At 68.6% G+C, this 14,283-nt stretch carries 14 protein-coding genes, 1 tRNA gene and 1 other RNA gene; 8 read left to right on the forward strand and 8 right to left on the reverse strand.

Annotated features, from left to right (window positions below; translation table 11 throughout):
* A partial coding sequence (locus ORK51_RS02555) for a Maf family protein (RefSeq protein WP_266083863.1) occupies positions 1-421 on the forward strand: 421 nt, incomplete at its 5' end.
* A gap of 3 nt (positions 422-424) precedes the next feature.
* On the opposite strand, the gene ORK51_RS02560 is transcribed toward ORK51_RS02555, so the two are convergent.
* Entirely contained in the window at positions 425-2,143 is a 1,719-nt protein-coding gene (locus ORK51_RS02560; RefSeq protein WP_266083865.1) for a hypothetical protein, read from the reverse strand.
* Between the two features lie 17 nt (positions 2,144-2,160).
* Positions 2,161-4,002 carry a glycosyltransferase family 39 protein gene (locus ORK51_RS02565; RefSeq protein WP_070426746.1) on the reverse strand — a complete coding sequence of 614 codons (1,842 nt, stop codon included), beginning with the start codon at positions 4,000-4,002 and terminating at the stop codon, positions 2,161-2,163.
* Between the two features lie 40 nt (positions 4,003-4,042).
* Between ORK51_RS02565 and ORK51_RS02570 the strand changes: the two genes are divergently transcribed.
* Genes ORK51_RS02570 through ORK51_RS02585 form a run of 4 tightly spaced genes read left to right on the forward strand, consistent with a single transcriptional unit; the run spans position 4,043 to position 8,420 of the window.
* Entirely contained in the window at positions 4,043-4,996 is a 954-nt protein-coding gene (locus tag ORK51_RS02570; RefSeq protein ID WP_266083867.1) for an AAA family ATPase, read from the forward strand.
* Between the two features lies 1 nt (position 4,997).
* Complete coding sequence (locus ORK51_RS02575; RefSeq protein ID WP_266083869.1) at positions 4,998-5,954, forward strand: DUF58 domain-containing protein; 957 nt, start codon at positions 4,998-5,000, stop codon at positions 5,952-5,954.
* On the forward strand, positions 5,947-7,899 hold the full coding sequence (locus ORK51_RS02580; protein WP_266083870.1) for a transglutaminase TgpA family protein: 1,953 nt from the start codon (positions 5,947-5,949) through the stop codon (positions 7,897-7,899). Before ORK51_RS02575 ends, ORK51_RS02580 begins: the two co-directional genes overlap by 8 nt.
* Positions 7,896-8,420, forward strand: a complete 525-nt coding sequence (locus ORK51_RS02585) for a Slp family lipoprotein (protein ID WP_019185338.1) — start codon at positions 7,896-7,898, stop codon at positions 8,418-8,420. Before ORK51_RS02580 ends, ORK51_RS02585 begins: the two co-directional genes overlap by 4 nt.
* 89 nt (positions 8,421-8,509) lie before the next feature.
* On the opposite strand, the gene ORK51_RS02590 is transcribed toward ORK51_RS02585, so the two are convergent.
* The 4 genes from ORK51_RS02590 to dnaX all read right to left on the reverse strand — a co-directional run bounded on the left by ORK51_RS02590 (position 8,510) and on the right by dnaX (position 11,998).
* Positions 8,510-8,869, reverse strand: coding sequence for a histidine triad nucleotide-binding protein (locus tag ORK51_RS02590; protein WP_266083873.1), 360 nt, complete (start codon positions 8,867-8,869; stop codon positions 8,510-8,512).
* Positions 8,870-8,950: 81 nt separating this feature from the next.
* Positions 8,951-9,550 (reverse strand): recombination mediator RecR, encoded by a 600-nt coding sequence (gene recR / locus ORK51_RS02595; protein WP_019185336.1) that lies wholly within the window; start codon positions 9,548-9,550, stop codon positions 8,951-8,953.
* Positions 9,551-9,646: 96 nt separating this feature from the next.
* Positions 9,647-9,967: a YbaB/EbfC family nucleoid-associated protein gene (locus ORK51_RS02600; RefSeq protein WP_019185335.1), complete on the reverse strand. Its 321-nt coding sequence runs from the start codon at positions 9,965-9,967 to the stop codon at positions 9,647-9,649.
* A 6-nt stretch (positions 9,968-9,973) separates the two neighbouring features.
* The gene (gene dnaX, locus ORK51_RS02605; protein ID WP_266083876.1) at positions 9,974-11,998 is read right to left on the reverse strand and encodes a DNA polymerase III subunit gamma/tau; all 2,025 of its coding nucleotides are present in this window, start codon (positions 11,996-11,998) and stop codon (positions 9,974-9,976) included.
* Positions 11,999-12,134: 136 nt separating this feature from the next.
* Here dnaX and ORK51_RS02610 point away from each other — a divergent pair.
* A tRNA-Ser gene (locus tag ORK51_RS02610) sits at positions 12,135-12,227 on the forward strand.
* 404 nt (positions 12,228-12,631) lie between these two features.
* Complete coding sequence (locus tag ORK51_RS02615) at positions 12,632-13,084, forward strand: GNAT family N-acetyltransferase (RefSeq protein WP_266083878.1); 453 nt, start codon at positions 12,632-12,634, stop codon at positions 13,082-13,084.
* A 90-nt stretch (positions 13,085-13,174) separates the two neighbouring features.
* On the opposite strand, the gene ORK51_RS02620 is transcribed toward ORK51_RS02615, so the two are convergent.
* On the reverse strand, positions 13,175-13,492 hold the full coding sequence (locus ORK51_RS02620) for a DMT family transporter (protein ID WP_019185787.1): 318 nt from the start codon (positions 13,490-13,492) through the stop codon (positions 13,175-13,177).
* Positions 13,493-13,770: 278 nt separating this feature from the next.
* On the opposite strand from ORK51_RS02620, the gene ffs reads away from it, so the two are divergent.
* Positions 13,771-13,867, forward strand: an RNA gene (ffs, locus tag ORK51_RS02625) — signal recognition particle sRNA small type.
* Between the two features lie 45 nt (positions 13,868-13,912).
* Here ffs and ORK51_RS02630 read toward each other — a convergent pair.
* Positions 13,913-14,281, reverse strand: coding sequence for a nuclear transport factor 2 family protein (locus tag ORK51_RS02630; RefSeq protein ID WP_266083881.1), 369 nt, complete (start codon positions 14,279-14,281; stop codon positions 13,913-13,915).
* Positions 14,282-14,283 lie beyond the last annotated feature (2 nt).

The following is a 14,283-nucleotide window of genomic DNA, read 5'->3' on the forward strand; positions in this document are numbered from 1 at the left end:
CAAGGCAGAGGCCGTGGCCCGCCTGCACCCGGGCCAGTGGGTGATCGGCTCGGACCAGGTGGCGGAACTGAACGGCGCCGCGCTGGGCAAGCCCGGCACGGTCGAGGGTGCGCAGGCGCAGCTGGCGGCGATGTCCGGCCAGGTGGTCGACTTCCACACGGCGGTGAGCCTGGTGCGCGACGGCGAGGTCCTGGCCGCCTGCGACCGGACCCGGGTCCATTTCCGCACGCTGGATCATGCCGAAATCGTCCGCTACGTGGCCGCCGAGCAGCCGCTGGACTGCGCCGGCAGTTTCAAATGCGAGGGGCTGGGCATCACCTTGTTCGAGGCGATCGAGAACCGCGACCCGACCGCTCTGATCGGCCTGCCGCTGATCGCGGTGAGCCAGCTGCTGCGCCAGGCCGGCTACACCCTGCCCTGAGCCTCAACGCAGCTGCAGCGCTTCCAGGCAGCCGGCATCCAGCGGCCCGGTGGCCCAGCCGACCCAGTGCCCGGCCAGCGGCATCGCCAGGCCCACCGGGCGTCCCGCGCACTGCAGGACCAGCCGCGGCGCCGGGCTCCGGGCAGCGAACTCCACGCGCCACGCGGGCCCGCCCAGCAGGTTGCGCACGGCGACCACCGAAACCGCACTGAGCGGCACCGCCGAGGCGGTGGCCGCCGTGGGTTTGCCCTCCAGATAGCGCGTTTCCGGCCAGGCGAACATCGCGCTCCCGTGCGCGCGCAGGCTTGGCAGTGCCGCCTGCACTTCGCCAGGTACGCTCTCGCCATGGGTCTGGTCCGGATCGATCACGCCCGCCGCGGCTGCGGTGGCCGTCATGTTGGCCACGCGCTGCATGCTGGCGCCGAGGTAGGCCATCCAGGCGGTGCTCGGCACGGCCACCAGAGCCAGCAGGAGCGCCCCGCAGACCACCGGCCGGGGGCGGCGCAGACCCACGCGGACCGTCGCCCACAGCAGCAGGCCGCACCAGAACAGCCACGACCACGGCACATACCGCGGTGCGGCCAGCTGCGTGGGGTAATCGGCGAAATAGGTCCAGCGGCTGAGCGCGACCAGCCCGCCCACGGTCAGCCCGAACCACGCCATCGCCAACGCCACCGACTCCCCGGCGCCGGCGCTGCGCCCGCGTTGCCAGCTGCAACGGGTCATTCCGAGCACTCCGCCCAGCCCAACCGCGCCCACCAGCAGATGCGGCCAGCGCGAGGTCATCACCGGGCCGAACAGCCACTGGTACCCGCTCGCCACCGAATGGACCGCATTGCGCACGGGCGCGAACGGCAGTTGCTGTGCCACCGCCGGATCCAGCGCAGGCCAGGCCAGGTAGATGAAGGGCGAGGCCAGCCAGCGCAGCAGCACGTCCAGCTGCGCCAATGGCGCAAGCGCCATCTGTGAGGGCATGCCGGTGCGGCCCATGCCCAGGTGCAGGCCGACCGCCACCAACAGCCCCAGCATCAACGGTACCCAGTGCGACAGCGGCGCACGGCGCACTACCAGCACCGCCGCCAGCCCGACGAACACCGCTACGCCGCTGCCGAACGAGAACGTCGCGGCGACACCGCACACCGCCGCCAGCACCGCACCGCGGCGATCCCCACGCAACAGTAGCGCCACCCCGGCCATCAGCGCCGCGGTGATCAGATACGCATGCACCGACTCGTTGCCATGGGTGAGCGCGCGCTGGCTGCCGAGCCAGAAGATCGACAGCGCCCCGATCAGGGTCGCGGCCGCGCGTACCGGCGGCGCCAGCGCATCGGCCTTGATGATCCGGGCCAGCAGCCACACCGTGGCCAGCGCCAGCAGCACGCCCGTGCCGATCTGCAGCCACTGGTTGCCATGCAGCCAGGACAGCTCGGCATGGCGCACCAGGTTCGGCAGGATTTCGCGGTGGCCGTTGTCCGAGACCAGCACGTTCGATGGCCACGGCATCTCCAGCAGCTTCTGGGTGAAGCGCCACGGATCGGCGTACAGCACGCGCGGCGCGAGCCACAGCATCGCCGCCACGCCCACCGCGACGACCGCAGCCACCGCCAGCCACAGCAGGCGCGTCAGCGCGGGCGGCACCGGCGGCACCGGCGCGGAGACCGGACGGGACACCGGCACGGAAGCCGTTTCCGGCGAGGCATTGCGCATGAGGGTGTCATCCATGAAAAAAACACGCGCACTCAGCGCGCGGGGACGGTGAAGGCCTGTTCCTGCCACTGCTCCACGCTGCCGTCCTTGCCGTACAGCGTCATGCCCAGCCAATGGCGACCGGGCGCGAGGTGAGCGGTGTTCAGCGTGGCATCGAAGGCCACGTTGGGATGCTGCGGATCGGTGGAGATCTTCCAGGCGCTGGTGATGTCGTAGGCGCGCCCGTAGACCGCATCGCCGACCGGCTTCCCATCGACAAACAGCTGGACGCGTTCGATGCCGGCACCGTCCTTGAAGGCCCAGCCGCGCACATCCAGCGTGTCGCCCACCTTGGCATCCGGCTGCGGCGCATCCACCCAGGCCATCGCCGGGGTGACGCAGGGCCCGTCCACCCGCCCGGCAGGCAGCTTGAACAGCAGGAAGCGCTGATAGCCATGATCGTTGCTGACCACGCGCGGCGGCGGCAGCGGGCCCACCTGGTCGCAGACCGCGTGATAGCGCTCCAGCAGATCGCGATAGCGCTGGTCGCTGGGGGACAGCACCAGCAGCATCGGTGTGTCGCGCTGACCATCGTGCAGCAACCCCCACAGCCCCAGCTGCGCACTGCGGCCGTGTTTGTCGTTCAACGGATGGCGCAGCACCTCGATCGAGGGATCACGCAACTGGAAGCCCAGTTCCGCGCCGACCTTGAAGTTGCCGGCCAGCACGCGGGTGCCCGGTGGCATGCCCTTCAATTCTTCGCGCACGGCGCCTGCCAGGGGTTCCCAGCCGGCGAAGTTGCGCGGGTAATACTTGTAGCCGGCCAGCTGCTCGCGCACGCTCGGCACGGACGCCATCAGGTAATAGCCGAAGGCCAGTGCCAACCCGGCACCGGCCAGCCACCAGCCGGTGCGGCGCAGCCAGCGCGGCCAGCCATTGAGCACGACCGGCACCGCGATCAGCAGCGCGAGATAGCCCGGCAACGGCCAGTGGAAACTGATGCGCTCCACATCGGTGAAGAAGCCCAGGGCGAAGATGGACAGGGTCGATACCGCGCCGATCAGACCGAAATACCGCCACTGGGCGCGTGCGCCTCCACCGGAGCGGGTACCGGCCAGGGCCACCTTCCACATCGCGATGCACAGGATCGGGGTGACCAGCATCGGCTGGATCACCAGGAACCACAGCCCGCTCCACTCGAACGCCCACGGGTGGCGCTCGACCACCTGGAATTTCAGGCCGGCATCATGGTTGTCGGCATTCCACGACAGCAGCGGCAGCCACGCCACCACACCCACTGTCAGGGCCACCCAGACGCGCGGATCGCGCAGCATGCGCCGGCCCTGCGGCAGCACCAGCAGCGCGATGAAGCCGACCACGATCACCCCGATGAAGCGGTAATGGCTGAGTGCGCCGATCGCCAGGCCTGCGGCCAGCTTCACCGCCGCCGCCGCGTCCACGTTGCGCAGCAGGCGTGCACCGGCGTCCAGGCACAGCACCGCGGCCAGCGCCATCGGCACATCCGGCACGGCCAACATGCCCAGCGTGGCTGACAGCGGCATCAGCAGGGTCAGGCTGCCGGCCTGCCAACCGGCCACCGCGCCGAACCAGCGCGTGGCGATCCGCGAGACCAGCCATGGCAGCCACGCACCGATCGCCAGGAACGGCAGCCGCAGCGCGAGCACATGGTTGCCACCCACTTCCACGCCCAGGCGTGCCAGCCATGCGGTCAGCCCGGGCAGGTCCGAATAGGCCGCCGCCAGGTGCTGGCCTTCCTGCCAGTAAAAAGCCTCGTCCACGAACAAGGGCAGACGTGCGGCCACCACCAGCTTGACGGCGGTGACCAGCGTCCACAACAACAGGAATATGGTGCGTGCGCGTTGTTCGCCCTGCATTGCTCTATAGAATCAGTGGAATCATCGATACGAGACGGACATGGATCATTCGCCCCCCGTGCCAGCCATGCTAACCGATGTACTGCGACAGTCTCTCCGCGCCGCCCAGGATCAGGTCAACGGGCTGGTCCTGGGCAAGGCCCAGGAGGTACGACTGGCCTTCGTGGCGCTGCTCTCCGGCGGCCATCTGCTGATCGAGGATCTGCCCGGCCTGGGCAAGACCACCCTTGCCCACGCCATGGCCTCCAGCCTCGGGCTGGGCTTCCAGCGGGTGCAGTTCACCTCCGACCTGCTGCCTGCCGATGTACTCGGCGTCTCTGTTTACGACGCCGGCAGCCGTCAGTTCCAGTTCCACCCCGGCCCGGTCTTCACCCATGTGCTGCTTGCCGATGAGATCAATCGCGCCCCGCCGCGTACCCAGAGTGCGCTGCTGGAGGCGATGGCCGAGCAGCAGGTGACCCTGGATGGCGTGACCCACCCGCTGCCGGATCCGTTCTTCGTCATCGCCACCCAGAACCCGGTCGACCTGTCCGGGACGTTCCCGTTGCCGGACTCGCAGCTGGACCGCTTCCTGCTGCGGTTGGCGCTGGGCTACCCCAATCCCGAATCCGAGCGCGAGCTGCTGCGCGGCACTGATCGCCGCCACCTGATCGCGCAGGCCACCGCGCGGCTGAGCGAGGTGGAGGTGCGGACGCTGCGCGAGGCGGTCGGCCAGGTGCACGCCAGTGAAGCCTTGATCACCTACGTGCAGGCGCTGCTGGCCCGCAGCCGCCAGCACGCCGGGGTGCGCGTCGGCCTGTCACCGCGCGCGGGCCTGGCATTGCTGCGCGCCGCCAAGGCGCATGCGCTGCTGTTGGGCCGCGCACATGTCGTGCCTGAAGACGTGCAGACCCTGTTCATTGCAGTGGCCGGGCATCGGCTGGTGCCGGAGGCAGAAGCAGGCAATGGGCCGGCACTGGCCCGCGCCATCCTCCAGACCGTGCAGGTCGACTGAGATGCGCCGCGGCTGGGGAGCCCGCTGGCAGCACCTGCAGCATCTGGCGCGACCGCGCCGACCGGAGCACCTGCCCAGCCGGTTCGACCGGCGCCGCATCTATGTGCTGCCGACGCGCTTCGGTCTGTTCGTCGCCGCGCTGCTCTCGGCGATGCTGCTCGGTGCATTGAACTACAACAACAACCCTGCCCTGTTGTTGGCGCTGCTGCTGGCCACGGTCAGCATCGCCAGTGCGATCAGCGCCCACCTGCAGTTGTCCGCGTTGCAGGTGGATGCGGTATCCGCCGAACCGGTCACCGCAGGCGCGCCGCTGCGGCTGCGCATCAGCCTGTCGCGCACCGATACCCGCGCACGTCGCGGCCTGCACGTGGAGCACGACGGCGTGGCAGCGTTCGGGCACCTGGTGGACAGCGACCAGATCGAAGTGGATCTCGACCTGCCCACGCATCAGCGCGGCTGGTTCGATCTCTCCCGGATCCGCATCGCCACCACACAGCCACTGGGCCTGGTACGCGCCTGGTCGTGGGTGTGGCCGGAGACACCCTTGCTGGTCTATGCCGCACAGGAAGCGCACGCCCCTGCGTTGCCCGAGAGCGGCGGCGATCCGCTGCATACCCGTGTGCATGCCAGCGGCGACGAGCTGCATCAGCTGCGTCCGTATCGCCCCGGCGACCCGACGCGCAGCATTGCGTGGAAGCACTCTGCGCGGCGCGACACCCTGCTGGTGCGCGAGTACGAAAAGCCGATCGGCGTGGAGGTCGTGCTGGACTGGTGGCGCCTGGCCCCGCTGGGCACCGAGGCGCGGATCGCGCGCCTGGCGCGCTGGGTCGACCTGGCCGAACGCGAAGGGCGCCGCTACACCCTCACGCTGCCCGGCCAGCCGGTGCTCGGCCCCGGCAATGGCAGTGCCCATCACCATCTGTGCCAGCGCGCGTTGGCGCTGCTGCCCCATGACTGACCGCGCCGTCGCCCAGCTCAGTCCCGGTGCGCGCTACTGGACCCTGGCCAGTGCGGCCCTGGGCCTGTTGCCGCTGCTGCTGCAGCTGCCCACCGTGCTGGCGGCCGTCATCGCCGGCGTTGCACTGCTGACCGCCCTGGCTTCGCGGCAGCGCCTGCTGCCGGGGGCACTGCGCCTGCTGCTGGTGCTCGCCATGCTGGGCGCCATCTACTGGCAGATGGGCCCGCGCCCGGGCCGCGATACCGGCTGCGCGCTGCTGGCGGCGATGCTCGCGTTGAAATCCAGCGAGCTGCGCAGCCTGCGCGATGCGCGCAGCCTGGTCGGCTTCGGGTTGTTCGGCCCGTTCGCGGCGTTCCTGCTCGACCAAGGGCCGCTGACGATGACATTGGCGGTACTGGCCGGCCTGGTCGCATTGCTCGCGTTGCAGCGGCTGGCGCACCTGGAGGGCCAGGCACCGCCGGCGCCGCTCAAACGCCAGCTGCGCGGGATCGGCCGGCTGGTCATGCTCGGCCTGCCATTGGCGCTGGCAGGTTTCTGGCTGTTCCCGCGGTTGAGTGAACCCCTGTGGGGCATCCCCGATCGCGCGGTCGGCAAGCCCGGCCTGTCCGACACGATGGAGCCCGGGCAGTGGCTGGATCTGATGGCCGATGACACCCCGGCGCTGCGCGTGCAGTTTTTTGGCGCGGTTCCGGAACCGCAGCAGCGCTACTGGCGCGGCCCGGTGCTCAGCCTGTTCGACGGCAGACGCTGGGAACAGGACAGGCATCTGATCGAGCGCGCGCCCGCCGCGGTGACCCACGCCAGCACACAGTGGGAGTACCAGATCGACTATGAGCCGACCGACCGCCGCCAGCTGGTCGCGCTGGATCTGCCGTTGCAGGCCCCTGCCGGCAGCGATCTGGATGCCAACCACAGCCTGCGCAGCCACGCAGCACTCAATGCCCTGACCCGCTGGCGACTGCGTTCCGCCCCGGCCGTGGCCTACACCGACCCATTGACGCCTTACGAGCGTCGCCTCGCACTGCAGCTGCCCGACGGCGTGAACCCGCGCACGGCGGTGCTGGCGCGGCAGTGGCGGCAGGAGGCTGGCAGCAACGATGCGGCGATCGTGCAGCGCGCACTCGAGTGGGTACGTGCGCGCTTCGTCTACACCCTGGACACGCCCGAGCCGGGCCGCGATGGCGTGGACGAGTTCCTGTTCGACCAGCAGGCCGGCTTCTGCCAGCACTTCAGCTCATCGTTCGTTGTGTTGATGCGCAACGCCGGCATCCCGGCGCGGGTCGTGACCGGCTTCGCCGGTGGCGTCCACAATCCGTATGGTGACTACTGGGTGCTGCGCCGGATGGATGCCCATGCCTGGGCCGAGGTCTGGCTGCCCGGGCGCGGCTGGGTGCGGGTCGACCCGACCGCGGCGGTCGCCCCCGAACGCATCTACGACACGATCGACGACCGGCTGGCGGCCGGCGACGCCGGTGCGATGCTCAACAGCCGTTGGCTGCAGTTCGGGCAGATGGGGGACTGGCTGCGCCGGGGCTGGAACGACCTGATCCTGTCCTTCGATGCCAACCGCCAGCAACGGCTTCTTGAACCGTTTGGTTTCGAGCGCCTGGATCCGACCCGACTGGTGGGAATTTTCACTGTCTTCGCGCTGGCCGCGCTAGGGTGGATGGCGTGGCTGCTGGCCCGGGGCGAACGCGAACGCGACCCGCTGCTGCGGGCGTGGCACCGGCTGGGACGCCGCTATGCACGCCATGGGCTGGAACGCGCCAGCGCCGAACCGGCCAGCGAGTGGGCCCGCCGAGTGGACCGGCAACGGCCCGATCCGGCGTTGTTGTCGCTCAGCGCGCGTTTCGTCCAGGCGCGCTACGCTGGCGCTGACGTCGACCTCACTTCATTATTGCGCGACCTGCGCAGGCATCGCCCGACCTCCGGAGCATCCCCATGAAGATTCAAATCCTGCTTCCCCTTGCTGCCTCTCTGGCATTGGCTGCCTGCGCCACCGCGCCCAAGCCGCTGCAGGGGCAGTTCAGTATGGTCAGCCCGCGTGACGCGGTTCCCACCCAGCAGGTGGGCACCCCGGTGCGTTGGGGTGGTCGCATCATCGAAACCAACCCGGGCCAGGGCCAGACCTGCTTCCAGATGATTTCGCGTCCGCTCAACGGCAGTGGCCGCCCGAGCACCACCTCGGCCGACGCCAGTGACGGCCGCTTCATCGCGTGCCGCGCCGGCTTCTACGATCCGGCGGTGTTCGAGCCGGGCCGTGACGTGACCTTCATCGGCAAGATCGGCGGCTACGAGAACACCCGTATTGGCGAGTACGACTATCGCCTGCCGAAGCTGGACGCCGATGTGATCTACCTGTGGCCGGAACAGCGCCAGGTCGACGTGGTGCCCGCCTACCCGTACGGCCCGTGGGGCCCGGGCTGGGGTCCGGGCTGGGGCTACCGCGGCTGGGGCTGGTGGTAAGCCCGGAGGTGGCGCGTCCCCGTCGCTGATGCGGACGCGCTGAAAAAAAACGCCGCCTTCGGGCGGCGTTTTTTGTTGCCCCGGCCCGCTCAGCCGTTCGGCGTGCCGAAGTGACCCAGCTGCGCGCCGGCCAGCAGGTGCAGGTGGATATGGAACACGGTCTGCCCGGCGTGCTCGCGGCAGTTCATGACGATACGGTAGCCGTCCTGCGCGAGCCCTTCGCGGCGGGCGTACTCGGCGGCGGCCATCGCCAGCTTGCCGATCAGGTGCGCCTGGTCCGGTCGCACGTCATCCAGGGTCGGGATCGCTTCGTGCTTGGGAATGAACAACACGTGCACCGGCGCCTGCGGTGCGATGTCCTTGAAGCCGAGCACCTCCTCGTCTTCGTAGACGATGGTGGCGGGAATTTCGCGGCGGATGATCTTGCCGAACAGGGTGTCGTGGCTCATGAGGGCACCTCGTGTAACAGGGCCTTGGAGAGTAGCGCGGATGCACGCCCGGTTTCGATCACCGGCGCGGGTTGCGCGGGATCATTCCTGCACTTCGGTACGCGTACCGAAGGCGTGCGACAGCGTGCCGCGATCCACGTATTCCAGCTCGCCGCCCAGCGGCAGGCCCTGCGCCAACCGGCTCGGGCGGACCTTGTGGCTGCGCGCCATCTGGGCCAGGTAATGCGCGGTCGCTTCGCCTTCCACGGTGGCACTGGTGGCGATGATCAACTCGGTCACTTCGCCTTGCTTCAGGCGGGCCTCCAGCTGATCCAGGCCCAGCTCGCGCGGACCGATGCCGTCCAGCGGTGACAGCCGCCCCTGCAGCACGAAATAGACCCCGCGGTAGCCGGTAGCCGTTTCGATCGCCAGGCGATCGGCCGGTGATTCCACCGCACACAGCTGCTGGCGCTCGCGGCTGCCGTTGGCGCAGACCGCACAGACCTCGGTCTCGCTGAAATCCCGGCACTGCGCGCAATGCCCGATCCGCTCGATCGCCTTGGCCAGCACCTCGGCCAGCTTCTGGCCGCCCTCGCGCTCACGTTCGAGCACGTGGTAGGCCATGCGCTGGGCAGTCTTCTGGCCCACGCCCGGCAACACGCGGAAGGCCTCGATCAATTGTTCGAGCAGGGGCAGGCTCATGGCGGATCGCTCATCTCAGAAACAAGCGCGCGAAGCCCGGAGGCTTCGCGGCGCGGTCACCACTCTCGCCAGGCCTCGACCCGGCGCAGACGTGGCTCAGAACGGCAGCTTCATGCCCGGGGGCAGCTGCATGCCAGCGGTCGCCGAACCCATGCGGTTCTTCGACTCGGCATCGATCTTGTTGGAGGCATCGTTGAACGCTGCGGCCACCAGGTCTTCGGTCATTTCCGCATCGGAGAGCACCGACGGATCGATGCGCACCTTGCGGCATTCCTTGGTGCCGGTCAGGGTCACGCTGACCATGCCGCCGCCGGCGCTGCCGGTGACTTCCAGCTTGGCGAGGTCTTCCTGGGCCTTCTGCAGGTTTTCCTGCATCTTCTGGGCCTGCTGCATCAGTTGGGCGATATTGCCGCGCATGGTTCTTTACTCTTCAAAAGGACGAATGGAATCGGCCACGACCCGGGCACTGTGTTGCTGGATCAGCAACTGCACCGACGGGTCGGCCATGAAAGCGGCTTCCGCCGCCGTTTGGCGTTCGCCACGCTGGCGGTCAGCGCGCTGATGCAGGGTCTCGGCACCGGCCGCGCCGGTATCGATCACCAGACGCGGAGCCTGCCCCAGGGGGCCGGTCAATGCCGCGATCAGCGCCGCCTGCGAGCGGTCCGAACTCAAGTACTCAAATCCGGGCGAAATCGCCAGTTTCAAGACACCGTGCTGGTAGCTGATGAACGCCGAGTGGGCCGCCAGCTGCTTGGACGGGCCATTGAGCTGGCTGCCGGCGACCAGTTCCAGCCAGGCATCAGCGGTCAGCTCACCGCTCGCCCCTGACGGCGCGGCGTCGGCCACTGAGGGTGCGATGGCGATACCCTCCGGGCGAGCCACCGGGGCGGGGGCTTCCCGTACAGGCGCGGGAGCAACCGGTGCCGCGGTCCGCTCGGGCGGCGCTTCCCAGGGAGCGACCATGGCCGCATCCGGGGTGGCCATTTCAGCAGCCAGCGCTTCGTCGCGATCGGCCGCATCGTTCTCCTGATGCCACGGCGGCAGATCGTCGTCGGCAGCGGGGGCAGGCGCGTTTGGCTTGGCCGGCTTGGTCGGTTGGACCGGCTCGGCGGCTGTCGGGGCGGGAGCAACCTGTTTCAGCGGCGGGGCTGCGGCCTCGGGGGGCGCGACGACCGGGGCGGCGACGGGCGCCTCAGGCGCCACCGGGGCTGCCTGAGCGACGGGCGCGCTGGCCTTGGCGGGCGCCACGGACGGAGCCGGAGCCGGAGCCGCTGCCGCAGCGGCCATGCCGGCGCCCTGGCCACTGGCCTGGCCGCCACTGTTCACTTCGGTACCGGTGCCCGGATCACGGGGCACCGGCGGGACGGCCGATGCCGGGCGGAACGCCAGCATGCGCAGCACCGCCATCTCGAATCCCGCGCGCGGGCTTGGGGCCAGGTGCAGGTCACGGCGACCGCCCAGGGCCATCTGGTACCAGAGCTGCACCACTTCCGGGCGCAGGCGCTGGGCGAAGGCCTCGGCATCGATCCCCTCGCCCGCCGTCGCGGCGCCCGGCACCAGCTGCTGCACCTGGATCCGGTGCAGGGCTTCGGCCAGGGCGTCGAGCACCCCGCTCCAGTCCGGCGAGAACTCGGCCAGCAGGGCCACGGTCTGCAGCAGCCGCGGGCCATCACCATCGGCCAGCGCATCCAGCATCGCGGCGACCTGGGTGCGGTCGACCGTGCCCAGCATCGCGCGCACCACATCCTCGCGCAGCGCGCCGCCGGCATAGGCAATCGCCTGGTCCAGCAGCGACAGGCCGTCACGCAGGCTGCCATCGGCCGCCTTGGCCAGCTGCACGATCGCGGTCGGATCGGACTCGATCTCCTCGGCGGCCAGGATCTTGGTCATCTGGCCCTGGATCTGTTCCTCGTCCAACCGCTTCAGGTTGAACTGCAGGCAGCGCGAAAGGACCGTCACCGGCAGCTTCTGCGGATCAGTGGTGGCCAGCAGGAACTTCACGTGCTCCGGCGGCTCTTCCAGCGTCTTGAGCAGCGCATTGAACGCCGCCTTGGACAGCATGTGCACTTCGTCGATCAGATAGACCTTGTACTTGCCCCGGGAGGGCATGTACTGGGCGTTCTCGATCACCTCGCGGACATCATCCACACCGGTATTGGACGCGGCATCGATCTCGAGCAGATCGATGTAACGGCCGGAGTCGATATCCAGGCAGGCCGGGCACTGGCCGCATGGATCGGCGCTGGTGCCCTGCTCGCAGTTCAGCGACTTGGCGAAAATACGGGCAATGGTGGTCTTGCCGACCCCGCGGGTGCCGGTAAACAGGAACGCATGGTGCACCCGGCCGCTGTCCAGCGCATTGCTGAGCGCACGGACCACGTGTTCCTGGCCCACCAGCTCGGCAAAACGCTTCGGACGCCACTTGCGGGCAAGGACGAGATAGGACATCAGGCCACCGTCTTCATCGGGACGACCATTGTGCCACGCCTGTCCAGCCCCCCTGCCCCCGTGACGAACCGCTTGTGCGATTCCGATTCCCCCGCTAGAATCTGCGCCCCTGCAGCGGGTTGTGTGCGGCAGGTCCGGAGAGGTGTCCGAGTGGTTGAAGGAGCACGCCTGGAAAGTGTGTAAGCGTCTAAACCGCGCTTCGGGGGTTCGAATCCCCCTCTCTCCGCCAGACAAATAAAAAGGCCGCCCCCAGGGGCGGCCTTTTTATTTGTCTTCCGGAAAGCATGGGGAGCCGAGAACCCCAACGGGTTCGACGGATTCGCCAGGAGCGAATCCGGACAGCCGAATGGCTGTCCCTGGAGCGCGCCAGCGCGGAAGGGCTGGGTGCATGGATGCACCCAGCAATCCCAATGAAGCGGCCACCCTGCTATCGAAGCCCAAGCGCCTCACCGACATTCCTGGGCGCGTGGCGACGCGTTCATCTCAATGGCGCATCCAACTCCAGAAGGCGCGGCCCTGGAGCGCGTCAGCGCGGAAGGGCTGGGTGCATGGATGCACCCAGCAATCCCAATGAAGCGGCCAGCCTGCATCCGAAGCCGACCACCCCAACGCGGAGCATGCCAAAGTCCCCCCATGCCCACCCTGCGCGCCTACACCCCAACAGACGCCCCCGCCTGCCTGGCACTGTTCGACACCAACGTGCCGCGTTACTTCGGCCCACACGAACGCCACGACTTCGCCAACTATCTACTTCACCCAGACCGGGCCCACGACTATCTGGTCATCGAACACAACGGCCACGTCGTCGCCTGTGGCGGCCTCGCCCTGGAAAAGGAGCACACGGCGGCCTTCTGCTGGGGCATGGTCGATAACGCCCAACATCGCCAAGGCCTGGGCAAGCAGCTCTCCCACGCACGCCTCGCCCACGCAAAAGCGCTAGGCGCCCAGCGCGTCACGCTCAGCACCAGCCAGCACACGCAGGATTTCTACGCCGGACTCGGCTTCGCCGTCACCCACATCACCCCCGATGGGCACGGCCCCGGGCTGGATGCGGTGGAGATGGTGCTCGAACTGGCGCCGCGTTGAGCGGCGCCAGTGATTCGATCGGGTCAGCAGTGCGTCAGCCACGCATGGCGTGGCTCTACGCCCGAGCGCGCAGCGCGCGTTTTGAACGCCTCAGCTGCTGCTCAACTTCATCAACACCAATCCGCTCACGATCAGCACCGCTGCAGCAATCCGCATCGCGCTGACCTGCTCGCCGAGGAAGGTAATGCCGATCACGAACGCGCCGACCGCGCCGATGCCGGTCCAGATCGTGTACGCGGTGCCCAGCGGCAACGTGCGCATCGCCAAAGACAGCAGCCAGAAGCTGGCAATCATGGTGACGAGGGTGATGATCGAGGGGGTGAGCCTGCTGAACCCCTCGGACTGCTTCATCGAGAACGCCCAGACGATTTCCAGTACACCGGCTGCCAACAGATAGATCCAGGCCATGCGGCCCTCCTTGATGGGGGCCAGGCCGTCCTGGTCAGTGGTTCCCGAAATGGGGGAGGCCGTTCCTCCTGTGCCACGCATTTTAGCAACCCACTCGCCGGATGGCCGATTCCGGCGGCACCGGGCTACACGGGATTCAGCCTCCGCGTCTGGCACTGCAGGCCGTGCATGCGCTAGAATGCGCGACTGCACTGCCGGACCTGTTCCTGCGTTGCACCTTCCGCCTGCGGCCGGCTGATCCTCGATCGCCCTGCAGCCGGAACGTCTCTATGGTGGCCCCGTCGGCCCCTCGCGACGCTAGGTCGAAAATCCCGCCAGGGCCGGAAGGCAGCAACGGTATCGATCGACGCGGGCGCCGAGGTCAGCCGGCGGGGCCGCCACCTTTTTGGGCGCCCGGTTTTCCCCCAACCACGCTGCCGCTCAAGGCACCGCAGGCGTGCCCTGATGGAACACCACTCGCCATGCCCCGTCGCGCAGTCGCCACAGCGAACTGCGCAACACCTCGCTCTGGCGCTCGCCGCCGACCACATACCAGCTGCGATAGCGCACCTGTGCCAAGGTGGGCGCCAACAACACGACCCGGTAGTCGGTGGACACGATCTCGACCTGCGCGCGCTCGTGCGGAATCTCCGCCAGTGCAGCAGCCCGATCGAAACACGCACCCGAGCTGCCGATCTCACTGAAGTCGTCATCCAACAACGCCGCCAGCTGCGCGACATCGCCACGGACCGCAGGCTCGTGCAACGCGCGTTCGAGCGCCTGCAGATGAGCGGCCAACGCGTCGTCCATGC

The organism is Stenotrophomonas sp. RIT-551, from assembly GCF_026241915.1.
Taxonomy (GTDB): Bacteria; Pseudomonadota; Gammaproteobacteria; order Xanthomonadales; family Xanthomonadaceae; genus Stenotrophomonas; species Stenotrophomonas bentonitica_A.